This is a genomic window from Yonghaparkia sp. Soil809 (assembly GCF_001429705.1).
In the GTDB taxonomy this organism is placed as follows: domain Bacteria; phylum Actinomycetota; class Actinomycetes; order Actinomycetales; family Microbacteriaceae; genus Microcella.
The window spans coordinates 820,283-843,249 of record NZ_LMSV01000002.1 but is presented as its reverse complement, the minus strand read 5'-3'; the positions used below and the strand labels follow the sequence as shown (position 1 = coordinate 843,249).

General features: G+C 73.3%; 22 protein-coding genes, 1 tRNA gene and 2 pseudogenes. 11 read left to right on the top strand and 14 right to left on the bottom strand.

Annotation, left to right across the window (positions count from 1 at the left end; translation table 11 throughout):
• Positions 1 to 2: 2 nt before the first annotated feature.
• The gene (locus ASG83_RS11450; protein WP_055861449.1) at positions 3 to 872 is read left to right on the top strand and encodes a hypothetical protein; all 870 of its coding nucleotides are present in this window, start codon (positions 3 to 5) and stop codon (positions 870 to 872) included.
• On the opposite strand, the gene ASG83_RS11445 is transcribed toward ASG83_RS11450, so the two are convergent.
• The 10 genes from ASG83_RS11445 to ASG83_RS11400 are packed head-to-tail and all read right to left on the bottom strand — an operon-like array spanning position 869 to position 11,601.
• Complete coding sequence (locus ASG83_RS11445) at positions 869 to 1,657, bottom strand: polyprenol monophosphomannose synthase (RefSeq protein WP_055861446.1); 789 nt, start codon at positions 1,655 to 1,657, stop codon at positions 869 to 871. The two genes, ASG83_RS11450 and ASG83_RS11445, sit on opposite strands and share 4 nt — an antisense overlap.
• A complete protein-coding gene (gene lnt, locus ASG83_RS11440; protein WP_055861443.1) occupies positions 1,654 to 3,285 on the bottom strand; it encodes an apolipoprotein N-acyltransferase in 1,632 nt (543 codons plus the stop codon). The genes ASG83_RS11445 and lnt overlap by 4 nt, the downstream gene beginning before the upstream one ends.
• Positions 3,286 to 3,323: 38 nt before the next feature.
• Complete coding sequence (locus tag ASG83_RS11435; protein WP_055861440.1) at positions 3,324 to 5,786, bottom strand: RNA helicase; 2,463 nt, start codon at positions 5,784 to 5,786, stop codon at positions 3,324 to 3,326.
• On the bottom strand, positions 5,783 to 6,550 hold the full coding sequence (gene tatC / locus ASG83_RS11430) for a twin-arginine translocase subunit TatC (protein ID WP_055861437.1): 768 nt from the start codon (positions 6,548 to 6,550) through the stop codon (positions 5,783 to 5,785). The genes ASG83_RS11435 and tatC overlap by 4 nt, the downstream gene beginning before the upstream one ends.
• Before the next feature lie 45 nt (positions 6,551 to 6,595).
• Positions 6,596 to 6,811 carry a twin-arginine translocase TatA/TatE family subunit gene (tatA, locus tag ASG83_RS11425; RefSeq protein WP_055861434.1) on the bottom strand — a complete coding sequence of 72 codons (216 nt, stop codon included), beginning with the start codon at positions 6,809 to 6,811 and terminating at the stop codon, positions 6,596 to 6,598.
• Between the two features lie 41 nt (positions 6,812 to 6,852).
• Positions 6,853 to 7,881, bottom strand: coding sequence for a YafY family protein (locus ASG83_RS11420; protein ID WP_055861431.1), 1,029 nt, complete (start codon positions 7,879 to 7,881; stop codon positions 6,853 to 6,855).
• Positions 7,874 to 8,890, bottom strand: coding sequence for a YafY family protein (locus ASG83_RS11415; RefSeq protein WP_055861428.1), 1,017 nt, complete (start codon positions 8,888 to 8,890; stop codon positions 7,874 to 7,876). Before ASG83_RS11415 ends, ASG83_RS11420 begins: the two co-directional genes overlap by 8 nt.
• 7 nt (positions 8,891 to 8,897) lie before the next feature.
• Positions 8,898 to 9,866, bottom strand: a complete 969-nt coding sequence (locus tag ASG83_RS11410) for an FKBP-type peptidyl-prolyl cis-trans isomerase (RefSeq protein WP_055861425.1) — start codon at positions 9,864 to 9,866, stop codon at positions 8,898 to 8,900.
• 29 nt (positions 9,867 to 9,895) lie between these two features.
• A complete protein-coding gene (locus ASG83_RS11405) occupies positions 9,896 to 10,897 on the bottom strand; it encodes a tRNA (adenine-N1)-methyltransferase (RefSeq protein ID WP_055861422.1) in 1,002 nt (333 codons plus the stop codon).
• Positions 10,894 to 11,601, bottom strand: coding sequence for an HAD family phosphatase (locus tag ASG83_RS11400; RefSeq protein ID WP_255357382.1), 708 nt, complete (start codon positions 11,599 to 11,601; stop codon positions 10,894 to 10,896). Before ASG83_RS11400 ends, ASG83_RS11405 begins: the two co-directional genes overlap by 4 nt.
• 82 nt (positions 11,602 to 11,683) lie before the next feature.
• On the opposite strand from ASG83_RS11400, the gene ASG83_RS11395 reads away from it, so the two are divergent.
• A complete protein-coding gene (locus ASG83_RS11395; protein WP_055861419.1) occupies positions 11,684 to 12,622 on the top strand; it encodes a PAC2 family protein in 939 nt (312 codons plus the stop codon).
• A 446-nt stretch (positions 12,623 to 13,068) separates the two neighbouring features.
• Here ASG83_RS11395 and ASG83_RS11390 read toward each other — a convergent pair whose 3' ends face one another.
• Together ASG83_RS11390 and ASG83_RS11385 are read right to left on the bottom strand one after the other, a co-directional pair.
• Positions 13,069 to 13,908 carry an undecaprenyl-diphosphate phosphatase gene (locus ASG83_RS11390; RefSeq protein ID WP_055861417.1) on the bottom strand — a complete coding sequence of 280 codons (840 nt, stop codon included), beginning with the start codon at positions 13,906 to 13,908 and terminating at the stop codon, positions 13,069 to 13,071.
• A 7-nt stretch (positions 13,909 to 13,915) separates the two neighbouring features.
• Positions 13,916 to 15,259, bottom strand: coding sequence for a M20/M25/M40 family metallo-hydrolase (locus tag ASG83_RS11385; protein WP_055861415.1), 1,344 nt, complete (start codon positions 15,257 to 15,259; stop codon positions 13,916 to 13,918).
• Positions 15,260 to 15,349: 90 nt separating this feature from the next.
• On the opposite strand from ASG83_RS11385, the gene ASG83_RS11380 reads away from it, so the two are divergent.
• Positions 15,350 to 15,433 (top strand) — tRNA-Leu (locus ASG83_RS11380).
• Between the two features lie 154 nt (positions 15,434 to 15,587).
• A complete protein-coding gene (locus ASG83_RS11375; protein ID WP_055861412.1) occupies positions 15,588 to 17,030 on the top strand; it encodes an FAD-dependent oxidoreductase in 1,443 nt (480 codons plus the stop codon).
• Here the strand turns inward: ASG83_RS11375 and ASG83_RS11370 are convergent.
• Both ASG83_RS11370 and ASG83_RS11365 read right to left on the bottom strand, forming a co-directional pair.
• Positions 16,969 to 17,676, bottom strand: a complete 708-nt coding sequence (locus ASG83_RS11370) for a Pr6Pr family membrane protein (RefSeq protein WP_055861409.1) — start codon at positions 17,674 to 17,676, stop codon at positions 16,969 to 16,971. The two genes, ASG83_RS11375 and ASG83_RS11370, sit on opposite strands and share 62 nt — an antisense overlap.
• Positions 17,677 to 17,678: 2 nt before the next feature.
• Positions 17,679 to 18,041 carry a DUF2834 domain-containing protein gene (locus tag ASG83_RS11365; protein ID WP_055861406.1) on the bottom strand — a complete coding sequence of 121 codons (363 nt, stop codon included), beginning with the start codon at positions 18,039 to 18,041 and terminating at the stop codon, positions 17,679 to 17,681.
• Between ASG83_RS11365 and ASG83_RS11360 the strand changes: the two genes are divergently transcribed.
• The 7 genes and pseudogenes from ASG83_RS11360 to ASG83_RS13465 form a co-directional block, all read left to right on the top strand.
• Positions 18,030 to 18,908, top strand: coding sequence for a hypothetical protein (locus ASG83_RS11360; RefSeq protein ID WP_235451464.1), 879 nt, complete (start codon positions 18,030 to 18,032; stop codon positions 18,906 to 18,908). The two genes, ASG83_RS11365 and ASG83_RS11360, sit on opposite strands and share 12 nt — an antisense overlap.
• A gap of 89 nt (positions 18,909 to 18,997) precedes the next feature.
• Positions 18,998 to 19,432, top strand: coding sequence for an ATP-dependent DNA ligase (locus ASG83_RS11355; RefSeq protein WP_369813327.1), 435 nt, complete (start codon positions 18,998 to 19,000; stop codon positions 19,430 to 19,432).
• Positions 19,429 to 19,704, top strand: a complete 276-nt coding sequence (locus tag ASG83_RS11350; RefSeq protein WP_055861402.1) for a hypothetical protein — start codon at positions 19,429 to 19,431, stop codon at positions 19,702 to 19,704. Before ASG83_RS11355 ends, ASG83_RS11350 begins: the two co-directional genes overlap by 4 nt.
• Positions 19,705 to 19,794: 90 nt before the next feature.
• On the top strand, positions 19,795 to 20,574 hold the full coding sequence (locus ASG83_RS11345) for a hypothetical protein (RefSeq protein WP_156376821.1): 780 nt from the start codon (positions 19,795 to 19,797) through the stop codon (positions 20,572 to 20,574).
• Entirely contained in the window at positions 20,574 to 22,142 is a 1,569-nt protein-coding gene (locus ASG83_RS11340) for a DNA polymerase Y family protein (RefSeq protein ID WP_055861398.1), read from the top strand. Before ASG83_RS11345 ends, ASG83_RS11340 begins: the two co-directional genes overlap by 1 nt.
• Before the next feature lie 48 nt (positions 22,143 to 22,190).
• A pseudogene (locus tag ASG83_RS13270) lies at positions 22,191 to 22,828 on the top strand (PHP domain-containing protein); the annotation flags it as partial.
• Between the two features lies 1 nt (position 22,829).
• Positions 22,830 to 22,967 (top strand): annotated as a pseudogene (locus tag ASG83_RS13465) (hypothetical protein); the annotation flags it as partial.

Below are 22,967 nucleotides of genomic sequence, written 5' to 3'. Positions count from 1 at the left end.
TCATGGCGCTCCCCTCGCACGACACCCTCGTCAGCTACCCCGACGGCGCGACGGCGTCCACCGGCACCGTCCTCCACGTCGAGCCTCTCGATGACGGCCTCAGCGCCGTCATCCTCGACGCGACAGCCGTCCACCCCATCGACACGGCCTGGCCCGACCAGCCCTCCGATCGCGGCGTCCTGCGCGGCGCCGCCGGCGAGGCGCGCATCGAGCGCGCCGTCATGGGCGGGATCCACGACGGCGCGCTGCTGCTCGGCACCGACCTGCCGGTGCGCACCGGCACCGAGGGCTGGACCTTCGTCGTCGCCCACCTCGTCGACGGCGCAGCGCCCGCCGAGGGCGAGAGCGTCGAGGTCGTCGCCGACGCCGACCTGCGGGCGGCGCTCAGCGCGGGGCACACGGCCTGCCACCTCGCCTCGCTCGCGCTCGATGGCGCGCTCTCGGACTCGTGGACGAAGGAGACGCCGCGCGACGCGCTCGGGAATCCCGCATTCGACCAGCTCGCGATCGTGACCTCGCGCATCCACGAGCACGGGTCGATCGACACCTACCGCATCGGGAAGTCGCTGCGTCGCAAGGGCTTCGCTCCCGCCGGTCTCGACGACGTCGCCGCCGTCGCGGCGCGGGCGAACGCCCTGCTCGCCGGGTGGGTCGCCGCGGGCGGCGCTGTGCGCATCGAGCGTGCCGACGCCGCCATCACGACGCGGCGCACGTGGGTGTGCGCACTGCCCGAGGGCGAGGTGCGGATCCCGTGCGGAGGCACGCACGTCGACGACCTCGCCGCGTTCACGAGCATCGAGGTCGCGCTCGAGCGCACCGACGTCGAGGGCGGTATCGAGCTCGTCATGACGACGACCGCGCGCATGGCCTAGCCGGGCAGCGGGCCCCGTCCCAGGCGGAGGGCGAATCCCCAGGCGGTGACGCGCCACAGGGCCTCCCCGACGATGCCCGCGTGCATCTTCGAGCGGCCCGTCGCGCGCTCGACGAACGCGATCGGGTGCTCGAGCACGCGCCCTCCTCGGCGCTCGATGCGCCAGGCGAGCTCGACCTGGAAGCAGTAGCCGTGCGAGGACACGACCGATTCATCCAGACCGGTGAGGGCAAGGGTGCGGTAGACCCGGAATCCGGCCGTGAGGTCCTGGATGCGCGAACGAAGCATCCCCCGGGCGTAGCGGTTGCCGCCGCGCGAGATCGCCCGCCGGGCCCAGGGCCAGTTGACGACCGCGCCGCCGGGCACCCAGCGCGAGCCGATCACGAGGTCGGCGGACTCGGCGTCGGCGAGGGCGATCATCGCCGGCAGCTCGGCCGGATCGTGCGAGCCGTCGGCATCGATCTCCACGACGAACCGATAGCCCTCCACGGCCGCCCGGGCGAAGCCGGCGAGGTAGGCCGAGCCCAGGCCGTCCTTGCCGGGGCGGTGCAGGACGCGCACGCCGGGGTCGCTCGCGGCGAGCTCGTCGGCGATCCGGCCGGTGCCGTCGGGCGAGGCGTCGTCGACCACGAGGACGTCGGCATCGGGCACCGCGACGCGGATGCGCGCGAGGACGCCCCGCAGGCTCTCGGCCTCGTTGTAGGTGGGCAGAACGATCAGCGTGCTCGCGCCGGAGCGGCTCGCCCCCGCGCCGAGACGATCGCGCGCTGCGCGGTCGGCGGTCATGCGACCTCTCCCCGACGCTGGGATGCGCGGCCGGCGCGGCCGGCGCGGCCGGCGCGGGACGCGGCGCCCGCGACCAGCAGCGCGCCCGCCGACAGCAGGCAGAGGAACCACTCGAGTGCGCGGCCCAGGGCGTGGGCGGGAGTCACGACCTCGCTCAGGGGGACCTCCTGGACCATGACGCCCGCGGTGAAGAGCGGCAGATCGTCGATCGTGGAGCCGTCGGGCGCGATGATCGCGCTCGCACCGACCGTCGAGGCCTGCACGACGCTGCGCCCGGACTCGATCGCGCGCAGGCGGGCGATCGCGAGCTGCTGCACGCTCTGGTCGGTGCGGCCGAAGTCCGCGTTGTTCGTGGGGGCGAGCAGTACGGTCGCATCCTCGTCGATCATGCGGGCGAGGAGGTCGTCGTCGACGATGTCGTAGCAGATCGCGACGCCCGCGACGACGCCGTCGGGCAGCTCGAGCACGGTGTCGCGCTGCCCGAACGAGTAGTCGCGGGGCACGAGGTCGAAGAGGTCCGGGGCGAGGGGGTAGAAGAACTCGCGCTCGGGCAGGTACTCGGCGAACGGCACGGGATGGATCTTGTCGTACTGATCGATCGCGCCGCGGCCCGCCTGCCACAGGAGGACCGAGTTGAAGGTCTTCTCGCCTGCGGCCGTGATCGTCCCGACCACGACGGGGGCGTCGAGCCGACTCGAGACCGAGTCGAGCGCGGCGGCGGCGTAGTCGGAGCGCAGCGGGTCGAGGTCGGAGCCGTTCTCCGGCCAGACGACCACGTCGAGCGGCTCGTCGAGCTCGTACAGCGGCACAGTCGCGTCGAGGTGGTCCTGGAGGATGTCTCCCGGCTCGTACTGCGCGAACAGACCCGTCTGCGAGTCGCCCTGCACCGCGCCGACGCGCACGCTGCCGCTCGTCGCCGTCGGGAACGCCGGCCACACCAGCAGCGTCGCCGAGAGGCCGGCGACGAGCACGGCGCGCGACAGGGCGGGGGTGCGTCGCTCGACCGCGACGGCCGCGAGCACCGCCGCGAGCAGCGCGACCAGGAAGCTGAGCCCGGACAGACCCGCCCACGCCGCCCAGTGCGCGAGCGGCCCCTCCGACTGCGAGATCGCGAGCCTGCCCCACGCGAAGCCGCCCCAGGGCCACACGTTCGAGACGCCCTCGCGCGCCGTCCACAGCCCCGCGAGGACGATCGGGAGCAGCAGCAGACGGCCGGCGACGCCGGGGAAGGCCACGGGCATCCACCGCCAGGCGAGCGCGATCGGGATCGCGCCGAGCGCGACGAAGACGACCTGCGCGAGCGTGAGGGCGAGCCACGGCACGATGCCGAGGTAGACGGTCAGCCACTCGATGAGCGCGCCGTAGTAGACGAAGCCCGCGACGGCGCCGACGAGGAGCGCGCCGCCGGCCGAGCGCCCGCGGAGGCTCCAGAGCACGAGCGCGGTTCCGAGGATCGTGAACGGCCACCAGCCGAGGTCGGGGAAGCCGAGGTCCATCGTCCAGCCGCCGAGGGCCGCGACGAGCACGGCGACACCGAGTCGCGGCCCGGCAGGGGCGGGCGCGGCGAGCGCGAGCGGCGGGGTGCTGGGCGACGGCGCGGCGGCGCGCGGGCCGTCGGGAGCATCCATCACGATTCGATCCTAGAGAGCGTCGAGGGGGCGGATGCTCACGCCACCGAGCTGTAGGCGACGATGCCGCGGCGCACCCGGTCGAGGGCCGCGCGCGCGGTACGCCCGACCTGCCCGTCGGCGACGAGCGAGATCTGGTCGAGGAGGTCGATCGTCTGCTTGCACCAGCGCACGAAGTCGCCCGCGGCGAGGTCGGCGTCGCGCAGGACGACCTCGAGCTGGGCTCCGCTCGCCCACTTGTGCATCGGCAGGGCGAGCGTCGTCGCGAGCGGGTTCGACCCGGGCAGCCGGTGCGCGTGCTCGAGGTCGTCGAGGTCGGCCCAGAGCAGCTGCGTGCGCTCGAGCGCGACGCGGAACGGCCCGCGCGGGAGCGCGTACTCGGGCGCCTGGCCGTCGTCGCGCCGGGCCTCGAAGACGATCGCGCACGCCATCGCGGCGAGGGCGGGAGCGTCGAGATCGTCCCACAGCCCTCGGCGCAGGCTCTCGGCCACGAGGAGGTCGCGCTCGCCGTAGATGCGGCGGAGGGCTCGGCCGTCGGCGCTGAGCCCGAGACGCCCGTGCTCGTCCTTCACGAGGTAGCCGAGCTCGCCGAGCACCTCGGTCACGCGATCGAACACCTGCGCGACGGCCCCCGTGCGGCCCCGGATCTGCCGGCTCACCTTGTCGCTGTCGCGCTTCAGTCGCCACCAGCGCTCGGCCCACCGGGAGTGGGCCTCGCGGTCCGCGCAGCCGTGGCAGGGGTGCTTGCGCATGCGCGAGCGGACGCCCTCGATCTGCCGCTGGCGGCGATCGCGCTCGCCCCGACCGCCCTGCTCGCCCGTGCGGGCGCGCTCGCGCTCGAGGTCGCTGAGCTCGCGGCGCAGCGCGGCATACTCGCCGAAGTCGCCGAGGTGGCACTGCATGCTCTTCTCGTATCCGGCGAGCGACTCCTGCTGCTTGCGGACAGTGCGGGCGAGGTCGACGACGGCCCGGTCCGCCTGGAACTGCGCGAACGAGCTCTCGAGGATCTCGCGCGTGCGCTGCCGGCCGAACTGCTCGATGAGGTTGACGGCCATGTTGTACGTCGGCCGGAAGCTGGAGTTGAGCGGGTACGTGCGGCGGGAGGCGAGGGAGGCGACGGCCTGCGGGTCCAGGCCGCCCGTCCACTGGATGACCGAGTGGCCCTCGGTGTCGATGCCGCGACGGCCCGCGCGGCCGGTGAGCTGCGTGTACTCCCCCGGCGTGATCGGCACGCGCGCCTCGCCGTTGAACTTCTCGAGCTTCTCCAGCACGACCGTGCGGGCCGGCATGTTGATGCCGAGCGCGAGGGTCTCGGTCGCGAAGACGACCTTGAGGAGCTTCTTCTGGAAGAGCTCCTCGACGACCTCCTTGAACGCGGGCAGCAACCCCGCGTGGTGCGCGGCGACGCCGCGCTGCAGGCCGTCGAGCCACTCCCAGTAGCCGAGCACGGCGAGGTCGTCGTCGCGCAGCGTGCGGCAGCGCTCCTCGACGATCTGGCGGATCTCCTCGCGCTCCCACGACTCGGTGAGCTTGAGTCCGGCCCGCAGGAGCTGACGAACCGCGCCGTCGCAGCCCGCGCGGGAGAAGATGAAGAAGATCGCCGGCAGGAGGTTCCGCTGAGCGAGGATCGCGGCGATCTCGGCGCGGTCGGCCTTGCCGTCGGCGCCGGGCCGCTTCTCCCACCGGCGGGGGTGATGCTGCCGGCCGCGGTGCGGCGCGTGCCCTCCGGCCTTCGCGAGCTGCACGAGCTCGGGGTTCACCCGGTTCGTCGCGGCCTGCCCGCTCGAGTCGAAGAGGTCGACGAGCTTCGAGCGCACGAGCACGTGCTGCTCGAGCGGCACGGGCCTCGTCTCGGAGACGATGACGTCGGTGTCGCCGCGCACGGCCTGCAGCCAGTCGCCGAACTCCTCGGCGTTCGACACGGTCGCGCTGAGCGAGATGAGCCGCACCGGGAGCGGGAGGTGGATGATGACCTCCTCCCACACCGCCCCGCGGAACCGGTCGGCGAGGTAGTGCACCTCATCCATGACGACGTACCGCAGGTCGGTGAGCAGCGCCGAGTCGGCGTAGAGCATGTTGCGCAGCACCTCGGTCGTCATGACGACGATGCGCGCGGAGGCGTTGATGTTCGTGTCGCCCGTCAGCAGGCCCACCTCGCTCGCGCCGTACTGGGCGACGAGCTCGTTGTACTTCTGATTGCTGAGCGCCTTCATCGGCGCGGTGTAGAAGATCTTCGCGCGCGGGTCGAACATCGCGAGGAAGACCGCGAACTCGGCCACGATCGTCTTGCCGGCGCCGGTCGGTGCGGCGACGAGCACGCTGCGCCCCTCCTCGAGCACCGCGCACGCGGCCTGCTGGAAGGGGTCGAGATCGAACGCGAGCTGGTCGCGGAAGGCCTTCAGGCGGGGATGCTCGCGCAGCGCCCGCGCGGCGGCGAATCGCTCGGCCGGGCTGGGCTCGGGGGCGACCCCGCCGGCGCCGCTCGTTGAGGACGGGCTCATGCGGGGGCCGCGTCGATGCCGTACTCCGCGGCGAGGGCGGCGTCCTTCTTGGCGTGCCGTCGATCGTTGAGGACGGCGATCCCGGCCGCCAGGAAGTAGAGCCCCACCATCGGGATCGCGAGGATGAACATCGACATGATGTCCGCGGCGGGCGTCGCGAACGCGGTGAAGAGGGTGATCGCCAGGATCGCCCAGCGCCACCCCTTGAGGATGCTCGCGCCCATGAGCACGCGGGCGAAGTTCATCACCACGAGCACGACGGGCAGCACGAAGCCGATACCGATCGCGAGGATGAGCTTGAGAGAGAAGTCGAGGTAGACCTTCGCGGTCAGGAGCGTCGCGGTCCCCTCAGCGGCGAAGCCGGTGAGCAGCTCGACGATGTGCGGGAGCACGAACCAGCCGGCGGCGCAGCCGGCGAGGAACAGCGGGAGCGCGGCGCCGAGGAAGCCCACGGCGTACTGCTTCTCGCGGCGGTGCAGCGCGGGAACGATGAAGGCCCAGAGCTGATAGAGCCACACCGGCGAGCCGATGACGACCCCGAGGACCAGGGCGATGACGAGCTTCGTGTCGAACGCCTCGGTGACGGCGGTGTAATTGATCGTGGCATCGCGGCCCTGAGCCTCGGCGACGACCCTCAGCGGCTCGCTGAGCGCCGCCCACACGGGATCGGCGAGGAACCACCCCCCCACTGCCGCGAGGATGATCGTCACGGCCGTGATGGTCAGACGCTTGCGCAGCTCGACGAGGTGCTCGCCGAGCGACATCCGGCCCTCGGCGTTACGGGGCCGGGCGGGACGGACCGCCACCGGTCAGGACTTGGGGGCGGTGTCGGTCCCCTCCGCGCTCGGGGCGGTCGACGGGGCCGGATCGGCGGGGGCGTCGGGGTTCTTCACCTCGTTCTTGAAGATCTTCATCGACTGGCCGAGGCTGCGCGCGAGAGCCGGGAGCTTCGGCGCCCCGAACAGGAGCAGGATGACGACGAGCAGGATGATCGCGTGCCAGCCGGTGAATGCATTGCCGAACATGGGTGGTCGTCCTCACGGGAAGGGGTCGGAGAGTCTCGAGTCTAAGCGGTCGGCCCCGTGCCCGGGCCGAGCACTCGCTCAGACGATCCCGTGCCGTGACGCTGCTCCGCCGCGGCGAGAGCGTCATCGGCCCATCGCGCGGCGGCGAGTCGGGCATCCGGCGGATCGGTGATCGCCCCGACGCCCGCGATGCGGGCCGCGAGGCGGCCGATCACGCCCTCATGGGCGAGAGGGATGCGCGCGATCGCGCGATCGCCCGCGTACTCGACGGCGTCGTCTGCTCCGAGGTAGTCCGACAGCAGCGGCAGCGCGCTCGCGGGCAGCTCGACGGTCACGAGCAGGTCGCCGGCGTCGCCCCGGAACAGCTCGCCCGCGTCGGTCGTGCTCGGCGCGTGCTCCTCGGCCGGGCCGATCGCCTCGGCGCTCGCCATGCGGTCGAGCCGGAAGGTGCGCTCGGCGTCGCGCGTGAGGCACCAGCCGCGCAGATACCAGACGTCGTCGACCGACTCGAGCCGGATCGGGTCGACGTCACGCTCCTCCCGGTCGCCGCGCGTGGTCACGTAGTCGATGCGCAGGCGCTCCCCCGCCGTGACGGCCGCCGCGACGGTCTCGCGCAGCGCGTCGGAGGTGCGCGACTGCACCGAGACGGGGGCGACCTCGCCGCTCGCGCCGCGGGCGAGCTTCGTCATGAGGCGCTCGACATCGGCGCGCTCGCTGAAGCCGGGCATCGCCGAGACCGCCTGCAGGCCGGCGAGCAGGGCCGCGGCCTCGCGCGAGGACAGACGCGGGCGCTGGTCGAGCGGGGCGTTGCGGAAGCGGATGACGTCGCGCTCCTCGAAGTCGTCCCAGTCGATGTCGAACAGACCCTGCGCGAGGTAGAGCCCCTCGGGCCCCGGGTCGCCCGTGCCGGTCAGGTAGCCGACGAGCGCGCGCATCTGCTCGGGGCTGACGTCGAACTGCGCGGCGGCCTCCGCGACGCTCACGCGCACCTCGTCGATGAGGTACGGCACGAGCCCGAGCAGCAGGGCGAGCTTGTCGCCCGCGCGCTGCGGCGGCCTGCGCTCAGCCATGCGCGCTCACCACCCGGCGCCAGCGCTCCACGACGGCCTCGCGCAGCGGCTCGGGGCCGAGGACGCGGATGTCGGCGCCGAAGGCCGCGAGCTCCTCCGCGAGCACGGCGAGGTCGGTCGTGCGGACGATGAGGGTTTCGCCGTCGACGACGGTGCCGGCGCGATTGCGCAGGACGACATCCGCCTCGCTGCCGGGGCGCGGGACGACCGCGGCGGTCGTCCGCTCGAACACCTCCTGCAGCTCGCGCTGCACGCGCGCGGCCTCGTCGGGGCGAGGAGCCCGAGCCTCGACGTCGTCGATGCGGACCGCGCCGACGATGCGGCGCAGGAGAAAGGTGCGGGGGGCATCCACGCCCTCGTCGTGGGCGTGGAGGTGCCAGCGCCCCTCGTGGTTGACGAGCGCGAGCGGCGAGACGCTGCGCAGCTCGGGCTCGGCCGCCCCGGGCTTGAGGTACGGGAAGGAGACCCGGCGACGGCGGTCGATCGCCTCGGCGAGCGGGTCGTGCGCGGCCTCCCTGGCGCGGATCGACGGCGCGAAGCCGATGACGCTCTGCTCGACGGCGTGCCCGAACGACTTGAGCTTCGTGAGGGCGCGGCGCGACTGCTCCGACAGCGAGCTCTCGCGCCACACCTGCGCGGCGAGGCCGAGCAGTGCGACCTCCTCCGCCGAGAACTCGATGTCGTCGGGCAGCTGGTAGAGCGACTTGGGGATGCGGTACCGCTGCAGCCGCGTGTCGCCCTCGGCGCCCGGCTGATCGACCGTCTCGAGCGGGACGCCGAGCTCGCGGACGTCCTCCTTGTCGCGCTCGAACTGCCGCTCGAGGCTCGCGCGGTCGGAGGAGTCGTCGAAGCGCTCGGCGTAGCCGGCGACGGTCGAGAGGATGTCCTGCTTGGTGAGCCCCTGCTCCGTCGCCATGAGCGCGAGGATCAGGTTGAACTGCCGCTGCTCGGGCGGCACGCGACGGCGCGCGGCGCCGGCCGCGTCGACCGTCGTCCGTCGCCCGGCCATGCGCCGACTACTCCTCGATGCCGAGGACGTCGACGACGAAGACCATGGTCGAGCCCGCGGGGATCGACGCGGGCGCCTGGCCCTCGGGGTACCCGAGCTCGGGCGGGATGACGACGACGACCTGCGAGCCGACCGTCTTGCCCTCGAGCGCCTGAGCGAGGCCAGGGACGATGCCCTGCGGGTCCTCCTCGAAGCTCACCACGGGGAAGGTCGAGGCGGAGCCGCGCTCCCAGCTGGAGTCGAACACTTCGCCCGTCTCCCACACCACGCCCGTGTAGTGGAGAACGGCGCGGTCGCCGGCCTCGAGCGCGGCACCGTCGCCGAGGACGAGGACGTGGTCGATGAGCTCGGCCGACGGGTCTTCGTCGGGGATGGTGATGCCGGGTACGCCCTCGGGCGTCGTCACGACCGCGGGGACGCCCGATGCGCCGAGCTGCGGCGCCCCGTCGGCCTTCGCGAGGTAGGCGTCCTGGACGTCGATCACGAGCACTACCGGGTCGCCGTCCTCCAGGCCGGTCTGCGGGTCGAGCGCGCCGGCGCCGAACACGTCGGCGATGGTGGCGGTCACGGCGATGCGCGAGCCGACCTCGGCGCACTGGACGGCCTCGGCCATGACGTCGATCTCGGCGCCCGCGGTGCGACGCAGCGGCGCGGCCTCCGGGTCGTACTCGGAGGCGGTGATGAGCTCGCCGGTCTCGCCGTCGAAGAGGCTGACCTGCAGGTCGACGATCTGGCCAGCGTCAGCCGTCTCGCCGTCGCCCGGAACGAGGACGGCCTGCTCGGGCCCGTCGCTGAGGAGCGGAGTCGGGAACTCGACCTCGGGCGGCGAGAGGAGCTCGCCCGTCGCCTCCACGTAGCTCGGCTGGTCACCGGTCGGGACGGCGGGCGCGCACGCCTCGGCACCCGACGGGGCGCACGCGGTGAGCGTGCCCAGGAGTGCGGCGGTCAGGATGATGGCGGGTGCGGAAGTGCGCACGGAACCTCTTCTCGGATCGGGTGCGGCCGTCAGAACTCTACCGGGGCGTCGCCTGCGCGCTTCGCCGAGCGCTCGGCGAGCGACTGAGCCTCGCGGACGGCCTTGCGGAGGCGCTTGGGGCTCGCGATGCGGTCGCCGAGGGCGCCCGGGGTCCAGATCTCGACATCCTCATCGCCGTGCTCGGTCTTGCTGCCGCGCTTGGCCTTGACGAAGCGCGCGGTGCCGTCGGCGAGCCGGCGGGCGGTGAGAAGGAAGCCCGTGTGGGCGACCATGCGGTGGTCGGGGCGGACGGAGAGGCCGTCGACGTTCCAGCCGCGGACCATCGTCTCGCTCGAGAGCGGCTCGGTGAAGCGCTCGGCGGCGCGGATCGCCTCGGCGACGCGGCTCAGCTGCGTGGCGGTCGCGACGTAGACGACGAGGACGCCGCCCGGCGTGAGGGCGTCGCCGACGGCCTCCAGGCACTCCCACGGGGCGAGCATGTCGAGCACGACGCGATCGACCGTGCCGTCCTCGCACGTCTCGGGCAGGGAGGCCTGCAGGTCGCCGATCGTGATCGTCCAGTTCGCGGGCGCCTCGCCCAGGAAAGCGGAGGCGTTGCCGCGGGCGATGTCGGCGAACTCCTCGCGGCGCTCGAAGCTCAGCAGGCGGCCGGTCGGTCCGATCGCGCGCAGGAGCGAGAGCGACAGAGCGCCGGAGCCCACGCCCGCCTCGACGACCGTCGCGCCCGGGAAGACGTCGCCCATCGCGACGATCTGGCCGGCGTCCTTCGGGTAGACGATCGCGGCGCCGCGCGGCATCGACATGACGAAGTCGTTCAGGAGCGGGCGCAGCGCGAGGTAGGGCACCCCGCTGGAGTTCTCGACGACGCTGCCGTCGGGGAGGCCGATGAGCGACTCGTGCGGGAGCACCCCGCGGTGGCTGTGGAAGGCCTTGCCGCGCTCGAGGGTCACGGTGTTGAGCCGGCCCTTCGGGTCGGTGAGCTGCACCTGGTCGCCCTCGATGAACGGGCCGGACTGGCGGCGGAGGGTCATGCGGGGGCTCCCGTCGTGGCGCGGTGGTGACGGTGGCGCTCGAGCGCGGCGCCGAGGTCGGCGATGCCGCGGCCGTCGAGCGTGGTCCACAGCTCGTGGGTCGGGGCCTCGTGCAGGCTCACGTGGCACGGGACGCCGATCGTCGCCGCGCCCGAGGCGACGGCGGAGACGAGGCCGAACTCGCTGTCCTCGATGGCGACGCAGTCGCGGATGCTCACGCCCAGCCGATCGGCGGCCGTCAGGTAGGGCTCGGGGTGCGGCTTCGCGTTCGTCACGTCGTCGCCCGCGATGACGACGGCGAAGGCGTCCTCGCCGATCGCCGCGGCGACGCGCAGCGCCATGCGCCGCAGCGACATCGTGACCAGAGCGCTCGGGATGCCCTCGGCGCGGAGCGCGGCGAGCAGCTCGCGCGCCCCCGGGCGCCACGGCACGGCGATCTCGATCTGCTCCATGACGTGGTCGGTGAGGCGCTCGATGATCTCCTCGCGCGCGAGCGCGACCCCGGCGTCCTGGAGCACTCCTGCCGCGTCGAGGAGGCCCGAGCCGACGAGCCGGAGGCCGTCCTCCTGCGTCCAGACGCCGCCGAACGAGGCCACGAGCTCCGTCTCGGCGGAGAGCCAGTAGGGCTCGGTGTCGACGATCGTGCCGTCCATGTCCCACAGGACTGCGGCCGGCGCGGCGGGGGTTCGACTCGGTGCGGTCACGACGGGCCAGTCTAGTTGCGTTCTATTGTGGAGACCGCGCTGCGGGCGACGGGCCGGCGGCGCTCGACCGAGAGCGAGCGACGTGACCCAGAGCGACCTGTTCCGAGGCGGGCGACTGCTCGTCGTCGCCTTCGAGGGCTGGAACGACGCGGGCGAGGCGGCGAGCGGAGCGGTCAAGGCGCTCAAGGAGGTGCTCGACGTCGTGCCCATCGCCGACGTCGACCCCGAGGACTACTACGACTTCCAGCTCAACCGCCCGACCGTGGAGTTCGACGAGGAGGGCCGGCGTCGCGTGCGGTGGCCCGGGGTCACCTTCTACGGCCCCGCGAACGACGATGGGCTGCCGCGCGAGATCGCGCCCGAGCGCTCGGCCGGTGAGCGAATCCTCGACGTGAGCGGCACCAACCACGACAACATCTACCTGCTGCTGGGCACCGAGCCCTCGCGCGGCTGGCGCACCTTCGCGACCGAGACCATCGACCAGGCGCTCACGGCCGACATCACCGGCATCGTCATTCTCGGCGCGCTGCTCGCCGACGTGCCGCACTCCCGGCCCATCACCGTGCACTCCACGAGCGAGAACGCGCAGGTGCGGGAGGAGCTGGGCGTCGAGCGCTCGACCTACGAGGGTCCCGTGGGGATCCTCAGCATCATCGCCGCTGCGGCGGAGGAGGTCGGGATCCCGGTCGTGTCGCTATGGGCCTCCGTGCCGCACTACGTGCACAACGCCCCCTCCCCCAAGGCGACGCTCGCCCTGCTCGACAAGCTCGAGGAGTTCGTCGACGTCACCATCCCCCGCGGCGACCTCATCGACGAGGCTCGCGCCTGGGAGGACGGCATCGACGCGCTCGCCGAGGACGACGACGACATGAAGTCGTACATCGTCTCGCTCGAGCGGGCGCGCGACGCCGTCGAGGCGCCCGAGGCGAGCGGCGAGGCGATCGCGCAGGAGTTCGAGCGCTACCTGCGCAAGCGCGGCGACGACGAGCCGCCGCAGTCGGCGAGCGAGCCGCCCGCGTAGGGGCGCAGACACTTCTCGCGTCGCGAGTACCGCGGCTCGCGGCTCGCGTCCTCCGGCTGACGTCCGGCCAGGTGCGCGCCCTCCGACACGTTCGGAACGAGCGACGGTGTTCCACCGCCCTCGGGCAGCCCGCGGGCGCGTGCAACAATTCCGGAGATCCGGTGCTGCCGGTGCGGGGTGTCGCGCAACTGCGACGCGCGCGGCGCCCGATCTCCGGAGAACGTGCACGCGCGACGCCGCGATCGAGTTCGCGCGGCTCAGGTCTGCCGCGAGTCGAGCGAGCTGCCCGTGCGCTCGCTGACACCTCCACGACTCGGGAGTCCTGGGCGGGCACCGCGTGCGACACGCCGGTGGAGTATCCCGTCAGCGCGCCATGGGGCGCAGGGTTCCTGAATTCTGCGGGCGGGCGGGCAGTCGGGCGAGCGGCGGCGGATGCTCGGCTCGGGCTAGAGAGGGTCGATGACTCCCGCGCCGAGGAGGATGAGCAGCACAGTGCCGAGCACGACGCGGTAGATCACGAACGGCAGGAACGACCGGGTCGAGATGTACCGCATGAGCCCGGCGATGACGAGGTAGCCGACGCCGAACGCGATGACCGTCGCCGCGAGCGTGTCGAACCAGCCGAACGGGCTCGCGCTCGGCTCGCGGATCGCCGTCACGAGCTCGTAGAGACCGCTGCCGAACACCGCGGGGATCGCGAGCAGGAACGCGTAGCGGGCAGCCGCCGGCCGCGTGTAGCCGAGCGCGAGGCCCATCGTCGTCGTCGCGCCCGAGCGCGAGACGCCGGGGATGAGCGCGAGCATCTGCGCGGCGCCGTAGAGGAGGCCGTGCGGATAGGTGAGCTCGTCGAGCTCGCGCGTGCGGCGCCCGAGCCGGTCGGCGACGCCGAGGATGAGGCCGAACACGATGAGCACGACCGCGACGAGCCAGAGCGAGCGGAAGGTCGAGCGGATGTACTCCTGAGCGAAGAAGCCCACGAGAACGATCGGCACGGTGCCGATGATGATGAGCCAGCCCATGCGCACGTCGGGGTCGGTGCGCGGCACGCCCGAGGAGGGCGAGAAGTGCCGGAACCAGCGCCCGATGATGCGCGTGATGTCCGTCCAGAAATACAGGAGGACCGCGAGCTCGGTGCCGATCTGCGTGATCGCGGTGAACGTCGCCCCCGGGTCGGTCGCGCTCGGCAGGAACTCGCCGGCGATGCGCAGGTGCGCGCTGGAGGAGATCGGCAGGAACTCCGTCAGGCCCTGGATGAGGCCGAGGATGATCGCTTCGAGGAGGGACACGCGGCTCCTAGTAGGTCGACAGCAGGTCGGTGAGGGCGCGGTGCCCGAAGTCGAGGGCGCTGAGCGGCACGCGCTCGTCGACGCCGTGGAACATCGCCGGGAAGTCGAGGTCGGGCGTGAGCTTCAGGGGCGCGAAGCCGTAGCCGGTGATGCCGAGCTCGCTGAGCGCCTTGTTGTCGGTGCCGCCGCTCAGCAGGTACGGGATGACCTGCGCCTCCGGATCGTGCCGCATCAGTGTCGCGACCATGGCCTCGACGAGGGCGCCCGAGAAGGGGTTCTCGAGCCCCACGTCTCGCGTCACGACCTCGATCTCGACCTCGTCCGGGAGCATCGCGCGCACCTCGGCGAGCACGGCGTCCTCCTCGCCCGGCAGGGTGCGGATGTCGATGAGCGCCTCGGCCGTGTCGGGAATGACGTTGTGCTTGTAGCCGGCCTTCAGGAGCGTCGGGTTGCTCGTCGTGCGCAGGGTCGCCGTGAGGAACCCCGCCGCGGTGCCCGTGCGCAGCAGCAGCTCGTCGGCGCCGGAGCCGTCGGCGCCCACGGCCTCCGGGTCGGTGCCCAGGATGCGCGAGAGCTCGGCGAGCAGCTGGGTCGTCGTGCCGGTGAGCCGCACCGGCCACTCACGGCGCCCGAGCAGGGCGACGGCCTCGGCGAGCTTCGTCACGGCGTTGTCGCGGATGACCCGTGAGCCGTGCGCCGCCGTGCCGCGCGTGCGCAGGCGGATCCAGACGAGGGCCTTCTCGCCCGTCTGCAGCAGGTACGCGCGCTGGCCCTCGATGTCGACCGAGTAGCCGCCGACCTCGCTGATGGCCTCGGTCGCGCCCGCGAAGAGCTCCCGACGGTGGGTGACGAGGTGGTGCGCGCCGAAGGCGCCGCCGTTCTCCTCGTCGGAGAAGAACGCGACCACGAGATCGCGGTTGGGCCGCCCTCCCCCGGCGAGGATCTCGCGCAGGGAGGTGAGGATCATCGCGTCCATGTTCTTCATGTCGACGGCGCCGCGCCCCCAGAGCATCCCGTCACGGATCTCGCCGCCGAACGGGTCGACCGACCAGTTCGCGGGGTCGGCCGGGACGACGTCGAGGTGGCCGTGGACGACGAGGGCCGGGCGCTCGCCGCGGGCGGTGTCGACGGGGTTCGCGTACGAGCCCTCGACGCGCGCGACGACGCTCGTGCGGCCGGGCGCGGCGTCGATGAGCTCGGGCTCGAGCCCCATCTCGGAGAGGATCGCGGCGACGTACTCGGCCGCCTCCGTCTCGCCGTTGCTGCGCCCCTCGCCGTGGTTCGTCGTGTCGAATCGGATGAGGTCTCGGGCGATGCGGGCGGTCTCGCTGAGCTGCTCCTGGCCTGCCATGCCGACCACGCTACCCCGCGTGCTGGCGGCACCTCGGAACGTGCTATCGTCGTCTCTCGGTTGCCCCGCCACGGCGGAGGAACCGGACCAGCGCGGGTGGCGGAAATGGCAGACGCGCTAGCTTGAGGTGCTAGTGCCCGAAAGGGCGTGGGGGTTCAAGTCCCCCCTCGCGCACGCTGGTCGGTGAGTGATCACCAGCCAACCATTACTGGTTGAGACAGTCCGCTCCGAAGAGCGGTGAACGGCCCCGAGGCTCCGGCCCGGGGCCGTTCTGCTGTCTGCGGAGCCCCGACCGCGAGGCCGACGCGCGCGGGTAGGCTCGCCCGCGATGGGCATCACACGGCGCACCTTCCTGGTCGGGGCCACGGGCCTCTCCGTCGCGGTGCTCGCGGCGTGCACCGATGAGCCGCCGCAGCCCTCGCCCGAGCCGACGCCCGCGCCCGCGGTCGGCCCGACCCGCCCGGCCGGCGTCGCCCGCAGCGACTGGCTCGGCGACTCGTTCTCGCGCGGATCCACGAGCTTCCTGCCCGTCGGCGAGTCGCCGCGGCTGCGCGACGAGCTCGCCTCCCCCTGGCGCGATCGGCTGTTCTTCGCGGGCGAGGCCACCTCGACGGATGCGCCATCCACGGTGCACGGAGCCCTCGCGTCGGGCGAGCGCGCCGCCGCCGAGCTCCTCGCGGTCGCCGCGCCCGGAGAGCGCGTCGTGATCGTCGGGGCGGGCATCGCCGGCGCGGCCGCCGCTCGCCTGCTCGTCGACGACGGCCCGGAGGGCCTCGAGGTCATCGTGCTCGAGGCGCGGGGCCGCACGGGCGGCCGGATCCATACGATCGACAGCGACGCGTGGCCCGTGCCGGTCGAGCTCGGCGCGCAGTGGGTGCGCGAGATCGGTCGGCACGACCTGCTCGAGCGGCTCGTGCGCGCGGGCGTCGACGTCGCGATCGCCGATGCGGCGCGCGGGTTCGACGAGGCAGGCGAACCGATCGCGATCACGCGGCCCTCGACCTCGGCGACGCTCGAATCCGTCCTGCTGCCCGTACTGGAGGCCGCGCGCCAGGCCGCCGCCGCCGTCGAGCCCGACGTGGCGCTCGCGACCGCGCTCGCCTTCCTGAGGCCGTGGGACGGCACGCCCGGCATGGAGGGGGCGCCGAGCGAAGCGCAGTCGATCGCGCTCGCGCTCTCCGGGCTCGTCGAGCCCCGGCTGGGGGCTGCGACGGGCGAGCTCTCGACGCGCGAGGGGCTCGCCGAGCTGCCGCTCGGCGCCGAGAACCTCGTCACGGGCGGGTGGGCCCGGCTCGTCGACGCTCTGCTCGAGGACGTCGACGTGCAGCTCTCGAGCCCCGTCACGGGCATCGCGGTCGGCGACGACGACGTGAGCGTCCGGCTCGGGGTGGGCGACTCGTTCTCGGCCGACCGCGTCCTGCTCACGGCTCCGCTCGGCGTGCTGCAGGCGCGCGGCATCGACCTCGAGCTGCCGGCCGTCAAGGACTCCGCGATCGCCCGCCTCGGGGTCGGAGCGGTCGAGACGATCTGGCTGCGCTTCGACGCGCCCTTCTGGGAGGAGGAGGCCGCGATCTGGGTGCTCGCCGACCCGGAGGCGGCCGTGCCGCTGTGGGTCAACCTGCAGGCCGTGACGGGCGAGCCCGTGCTCGTCGGCGTCGTCGCGGGCGCGCGGGCGATCGGCTTCGGCGCGCTCGGCGAGGGCGACGCGGTCACCGCGGCGCTCGCGGGCCTCGCTCCTCTCGTGGTCGGGCGCGAGCCCACGACCGGCTGAGGGCGGGCATCCGTTCGAGGGGGATGCGCGGCAGCACGCGCACGACCGCTCCGACGAGCGCGAACAGTCCCAGCGCGGCCGCTCCGTAGGCGAGCAGCTCAACCACGCCGCTCACCTGGTCGGGGTCGAGGAAGAAGTACGGGTACCAGCCGACGATCGCGCCGCGGATGAGCGTCGCGAGGCCCCAGCCGAGCGGGTAGCCGACGACGATGAGCATCACGCGCGGATCCGTGCGGCGCTCCCCCGGCGAGAGCAGCCAGTCGAGCAGCAGCCATGCGGGCAGCACGAAGTGGAGCAGCTGATCGCTCAGCGGCACGTCGAGCCGGTAGCCGCGGGTCGCCGCCTGCGAGGCCAGGAGCGCGAAGACGATGCCGGCCACGAGCATCCAGCTGAGGACGGCGACGCGCGCCACGGGCATCCACGCCGGATCGCGGGAGCGGCGCAGCGCGAGCGCGCCCGAGACGATGCCGAGCGCGATCGCCGCGATGTTCGACTGCACGGTGAGGTAGCCGAAGAAGTTGGAGGCGATGAAGACGCTGAAGCCGAGCCCGTACTGGAAGCGAGCCACGAGCGCGATGACCCCGATGAGCGCCGCGAGCAGGCGCAGGCCGCCGACCACCCGCCGTGCCGTCGCGCGCTCGCTCACCGTTACGAGGGTGCCATGCCCTCCGCGGGCTCGGTGGCGCCGAGCTCGGTGAGGCGGCGCTCGCGGTTCGCGAGGAAGAGCGGGAAGGTGAACGCGATCGCCGTGAGCCCCGAGAAGGCGATGTACGCCCACAGGTGCCTCATGCCCAGGCGCCGCCCCTCGATGACGATGAAGGCGCACCCCGCGACCGCCATGATCAGCAGGTCGGTCGTGAGCGAGCCGACGGCCGGGCCATTATTGAACCAGTCCCCCACGAAGTCGTTGCGCTGAAGAATCGCGATGACGTTGTACGTCCACGTGCCGACGAGGCCGATGATCGCGAGAACGAGGAACACGATGGCGCGAGGAGTCCAGTGACGGGTCATGCCGACATCATCGCCCCGTTCGGCCTGCTGCTCGACGTCGACGGGCCGATCGCGAGCCCCGAGACCCGCACGATCGTGCACGCCTCGATCGTGGAGGACCTGCTGACCCTCGCCCATGCGGGGATCCCGGTCGCGTTCGTCACCGGCCGCAGCGACGCCTTCATGCGCGAGCAGGTCGTCTCGCGCCTTCTCGAGCACGGGATGCGCGAGGACGTCGCCCTCTTCGGCGTCTTCGAGAAGGGCGGGGCGTGGGCCCCGATCACGGCCGCGGGCCTCGGCGAGGTGCAGGTCGACCCGACGGTCGCCCTGCCCGACGCTGCCCGCACGGAGGTCGAGTCGATCGCGCGCGAGCGCTTCGCCGACGCGATGTTCGTCGACGAGGGCAAGCGCGTCATGGTGTCGCTCGAGCAGCGCGTCGATGTCTCGTCGGAGGTCTATCGCGAGGCGCAGGAGGAGTTCGAGGACGCGGCGTTCGCGGCGCTCGCCGCCCGCGGGCTCGGCGTCCGCCACCGCGACCGGGTCTCCCCCGACGCCGATGGCGCTGTGCCGTTCCGCATCGACCCGACGATCATCTCGACCGACATCGAGTCGGTGCGGCTCGACAAGGATCACGGTGCGCGGCGCGTGATCGACTGGTTCGCTGCGCGCGGCACGACGGCGCCGCGCTGGTACTCGGTGGGCGATTCGCGCTCGGACTACCTCATGGCCGATCACGTGCACGCGATCGGGCTCGAGGCCGTGCACGTGGACGTGCGCCCCGCGGACGGGGTGCTGGAGCGCCCGTACCCGATCGACGTGCGCGGAGAGCTCGTGCACGATCACGCGGGTGCCGACTTCCTGAGCGAGCGGGTCGCGGCTCTGGAATAGGGGGGTACGGTCAGAGGGCCGACCCGCACGACTCAGCCGGTGCAGCGCCTGCTCGCCCCCCGCGAGCAGCACCCGATCGTGAGGAACCGATGGGCCAGCTGATCTACGCGTCGACGTTCGAGGCGAGATTCGACGACCGGGTGCTCGCGCACCTGCAGATCGTGATCGTCGCCAAGCTCCGGCGCCAGGAGTCGTTCGCGTTCTCGTGGTCGAAGCCCCGCGAGGAGGGCAGCGGGCGGGCGAGCCTGTGGCTGCACCCCGCGATCCCGCTCGTGTTCACCTTCCACGGCGGCCGCGCGCCGACCATCAGCCGCGCCTGGATCGAGGCCCTCATGAGCTCGGCCAACAGCTCGGCGGGGCTCCGCATCGTCCCCGAGCCGAGCGGCGTCGTGCCGCCCGTCACGCGGGTCCACTCGTCGCTCCTCATCGCGCCGGACGACCGCCTCATCGCCGACAGCGGCGACGGCGCGATCGCCGACAGCGCCATCACCGACAGCGCCATCACCGACGGAGGTCGCTCATGAGAGTCGTGCAGGCCAGCATCGGCGAGAGCCGCAACTATCTCGCCGACAACCAGGATCTCGACGCGCTCAAGGAGGAGATCGTGGCGGCGTGCGTCGCCGGCGGTGCCTTCGTGGATGTCCGGCTCTCGGGCGACCGCGTCATGAGCGTGCTCATCACCACGTCGACCTCGATCTCGTTCGAGATCCGCGAGGTCGGCGAGGAGGAGTTCCTCGACGACGAGGCCTCGGAGAACGGCCGCCTCCACTTCGACGGCGACTACTGGGTGGAGTAGGGCGGGGCCGCTGAGGTGGCACCGCTGGCGACACGCCGTCGAATGTCGGTGGCGGTTGCGATATTCGAACGTATGTTCGACCATGGAGGCATGCCCGCTCTCGCCCTCTCCCCCGCCGCGTCGGCCGACGCGGTCGCGGGTGCGGGCTCGGGCGGCGGCGCGCGACTGCAGACGGTCGACACGGTGCAGGCGCTGCAGGCGCGCATCGACGCGCTGCAGCGCACGACGCTCGACTCGAGGCTCACGCCGACCCACGAGGCCCTCGCCGACCTCCTGCCCGACGGCGGGCTGAAGGAGGGGGCGGCGTACTCGGTGAGCCCGTCCAGCGCGCTCGTCATGGCGCTCCTCGCCGGGCCGTCTGCCGCCGGGTCGTGGTGCGGGGTCGTCGGCATGCCCGAGTTCGGGGTCGAGGCCGCGGAGGCCATGGGAGTCGACCTCGACCGCCTCGTGCTCGTCCCGCATCCCGGCGATCAGTGGCTCACCGTCACGGCCTCCATCGCCGACGCTCTCGGCGTCGTCGTCGTGAAGCCCGGCCGCGCCGCGGGCGATGCGGCCGTCGCGCGGCTCGCGAGCCGCCTGCGCGAGCGCGGGTCGACGCTGCTCGTCGTGGGCGCGTGGCCGCAGACCGAGGCCATGATCAGCCTCACCGAGAGCCGGTGGTCGGGACTCGGGCACGGCTCCGGCTGTCTCACGAGCCGGGAGGTCACCGTCACGGTGACGAGCAGGCGCTCGCCTCGGCCCGTGAGCGGGCGGCTGCTCATGCCCGACCCCGAGCAGGGCATCCGTCGTCTCGACCCGCGCGCGGTGCCGGGCGCCGCGTCGCGCACGGCCGCCGAGCGGGCGCGCGAGGCCTGGCGCGAGGTCGGCTGATGCTGCGGGCGCTGTGCCTGTGGGTGCCCGACTGGCCGGTGCTCGCGGCGGTGCGCGACGGCGCCGCGCGCGCCGGGGTCCCGCTCGCGGTCGTCGCGGCCAATCGCGTCGTCGCGTGCTCGTCCGCCGCGCGCGCCCAGGGGGTGAGGCGCGGGCAGCGGCGGCGCGAGGCGCAGTCGCTGTGCCCCGTGCTCGTCGTGCTGCCTCACGACGACGACCGCGACCACCGGCTGTTCTCCCCGCTCGTCGACGCGCTCGAGTCGCTCGTCGCGGGCGTGCAGGTCGTGCGCCCCGGCCTCGTGATGCTCGGCGCCCGTGGTCCCGCGCGCTACTACGGAGGCGAGCGGGCGGCGGCCCTCGCGCTGCGTGCCGCCCTCGCCGAGGAGGGGGTGCCCGACGCGCGCATCGGCATCGCCGACGGCGCGTTCACAGCCGATCTCGCGGCGAGGGATGCCCTCGCCGACGCCCCCGTCCGCATCGTGCCGCCCGGCGCGGCCGCGGCCTTCCTCGCTCCGCAGCCGGTCGCCGCGCTCGACGACCCCGAGCTCGCGGCCCTGCTCGGGCGGCTCGGGGTGCGCACGCTCGGCGAGTTCGCGCAGCTGCCCGCCGAGGCCGTGCGCGATCGCTTCGGCGAGCGGGGGGCCCACCGGCACGCGCTCGCGAGCGCTCTCGATGCGCGCGGGCTCGTGCCGCGCATCCCGCCCCTCGACCTCGAGCGCGTGCTCGAGCTCGAGCCTCCCCTCGATCGCGTCGACCAGGTCGCCTTCGCCGTGCGGCGCCTCGCCGACGAGGTCGTCGAGACGCTCGCGGGGCATCGGCTCGTCGCCACGGCGGTGCGCATCGGGTTCCGCGACGAGCTCGGCGGCGAGAGCGAGCGCGCGTGGCTGCACCCGCGGTCATTCAGGCCGAGCGAGATCGTCGACCGCGTGCGCTGGCAGCTCAGCGGGGCGACCCGCACGGCGGGCTCGGCGCCCGGCGCTCCCACCGGTCCCGATCTGCGCGCCGCGATCGCGCGCGTGCGCATCGTGCCCGAGAGCCTCGACGCCCTCGCGCACCACGAGCCGGGGCTGTGGGGCTCGGGGCCTGACGAGCGCGTGCACCACGCCCTCGCGCGCGTGCAGAGCCTGCTCGGCCACGAGGCCGTGCTCACCGCGCAGCGCTCGGGCGGCCGAACGCTCGCCGAGCGCCGCGTGCTCGTTCCCTGGGGCGACCGCGCGGTGCTCCCCCGGCCGCTCGACCGGCCGTGGCCCGGGGCGCTGCCGCAGCCCGCGCCCGCGACCGTCTACGCCTCGCGCCACCCCGTGGTGGTCGTGGATGCCCGGGGCGAGACCGTCTCGGTCGACGAGCGCCTGCGGCTCAGCGCCGCGCCCGCGGGGTTCGCGCCGAGCGCGGGCGGCGCCGTGAGGCCCATCGCCTCGTGGGCGGGCCCGTGGCCGCTCGAGGAGCGCTGGTGGGATCCGGCGCGCGCGCGGCGGGCGCACCGGCTGCAGGTCGTCGACGCCGGAGGGGTCGCGTGGCTGCTCGTGCTCGAGGGCGCGAGCTGGTGGGCCGAGGCGAAGTATGACTGAGCGCGCGGGAGCTGGGCATCACGCGGCGCACGAGGGTCGGTGCCGCTGATGGCAGGCTGGTACAACCCGCCCATCCCGTGGAGCGAGTTCGAGCGCGCCCTCCGCGACGGCACGCGCCCCGGCACGGCTCCCCCGCCCGGCGCTGACGGCGGCGACTCCCCCGCCTGGTCGCACAAGCGCGCGCCCTACCGCGCGGCCGAGCTCGACCGCCCCGACCCCGAGGCGGTCGTCCCCTACGCCGAGCTGCACGCGCACTCCTCGTTCTCCTTCCTCGACGGCGCCTCGAGCCCGGAAGAGCTGCTGGAGGAGGCCGCGCGCCTCGGTCTGCACGGCCTCGCGCTCACCGACCACGACGGCCTCTACGGCGTCGTGCGCATGGCCGAGGCCGCCGAGCCCTACGGCCTCACGACCGTGTTCGGCGCCGAGCTCAGCCTCGGCCTCACGGGGCCGCAGCAGGGCGTCGCCGACCCCGAGGGCACCCACCTGCTCGTCCTCGCGCGCGGACAGTCCGGCTACCACCGGCTCGCCGCCGCCCTCACCGAGGGTCAGCTCTCCGGCGGCGAGAAGGGCCGCCCCGTGTACGACCTCGACGCGCTCGCCGAGCAGGCCGCCGGCGAGTGGGTCGTGCTCACCGGCTGCCGCAAGGGCGCCGTGCGCGCCGCGCTCGGCGACCGCGCGGTGCCGACNGCGCGCGCAGGTCGAGGCGGCGGGCTCCGCGCTCGATGGGCTCCTCGCCCGCTTCGGCCGCGAGGGCGTCGTCGTCGAGCTCATGGACCACGGGCGCCCGCTCGACTCCGTGCACAACGACGCCCTCGCGGCCCTCGC

Coding starts and splice junctions, on each gene's coding strand:
- ASG83_RS11450 (WP_055861449.1), top strand. CDS start 3: ATGGCGCTCCCCTCGCACGACACCCTCGTCAGCTACCCCGACGGCGCG.
- ASG83_RS11445 (WP_055861446.1), bottom strand. CDS start 1,657: ATGACCGCCGACCGCGCAGCGCGCGATCGTCTCGGCGCGGGGGCGAGC.
- lnt (WP_055861443.1), bottom strand. CDS start 3,285: ATGGATGCTCCCGACGGCCCGCGCGCCGCCGCGCCGTCGCCCAGCACC.
- ASG83_RS11435 (WP_055861440.1), bottom strand. CDS start 5,786: ATGAGCCCGTCCTCAACGAGCGGCGCCGGCGGGGTCGCCCCCGAGCCC.
- tatC (WP_055861437.1), bottom strand. CDS start 6,550: ATGTCGCTCGGCGAGCACCTCGTCGAGCTGCGCAAGCGTCTGACCATC.
- tatA (WP_055861434.1), bottom strand. CDS start 6,811: ATGTTCGGCAATGCATTCACCGGCTGGCACGCGATCATCCTGCTCGTC.
- ASG83_RS11420 (WP_055861431.1), bottom strand. CDS start 7,881: ATGGCTGAGCGCAGGCCGCCGCAGCGCGCGGGCGACAAGCTCGCCCTG.
- ASG83_RS11415 (WP_055861428.1), bottom strand. CDS start 8,890: ATGGCCGGGCGACGGACGACGGTCGACGCGGCCGGCGCCGCGCGCCGT.
- ASG83_RS11405 (WP_055861422.1), bottom strand. CDS start 10,897: ATGACCCTCCGCCGCCAGTCCGGCCCGTTCATCGAGGGCGACCAGGTG.
- ASG83_RS11385 (WP_055861415.1), bottom strand. CDS start 15,259: ATGGCAGGCCAGGAGCAGCTCAGCGAGACCGCCCGCATCGCCCGAGAC.
- ASG83_RS11375 (WP_055861412.1), top strand. CDS start 15,588: ATGGGCATCACACGGCGCACCTTCCTGGTCGGGGCCACGGGCCTCTCC.
- ASG83_RS11365 (WP_055861406.1), bottom strand. CDS start 18,041: ATGACCCGTCACTGGACTCCTCGCGCCATCGTGTTCCTCGTTCTCGCG.
- ASG83_RS11355 (WP_369813327.1), top strand. CDS start 18,998: ATGGGCCAGCTGATCTACGCGTCGACGTTCGAGGCGAGATTCGACGAC.
- ASG83_RS11350 (WP_055861402.1), top strand. CDS start 19,429: ATGAGAGTCGTGCAGGCCAGCATCGGCGAGAGCCGCAACTATCTCGCC.
- ASG83_RS11345 (WP_156376821.1), top strand. CDS start 19,795: ATGCCCGCTCTCGCCCTCTCCCCCGCCGCGTCGGCCGACGCGGTCGCG.
- ASG83_RS11340 (WP_055861398.1), top strand. CDS start 20,574: ATGCTGCGGGCGCTGTGCCTGTGGGTGCCCGACTGGCCGGTGCTCGCG.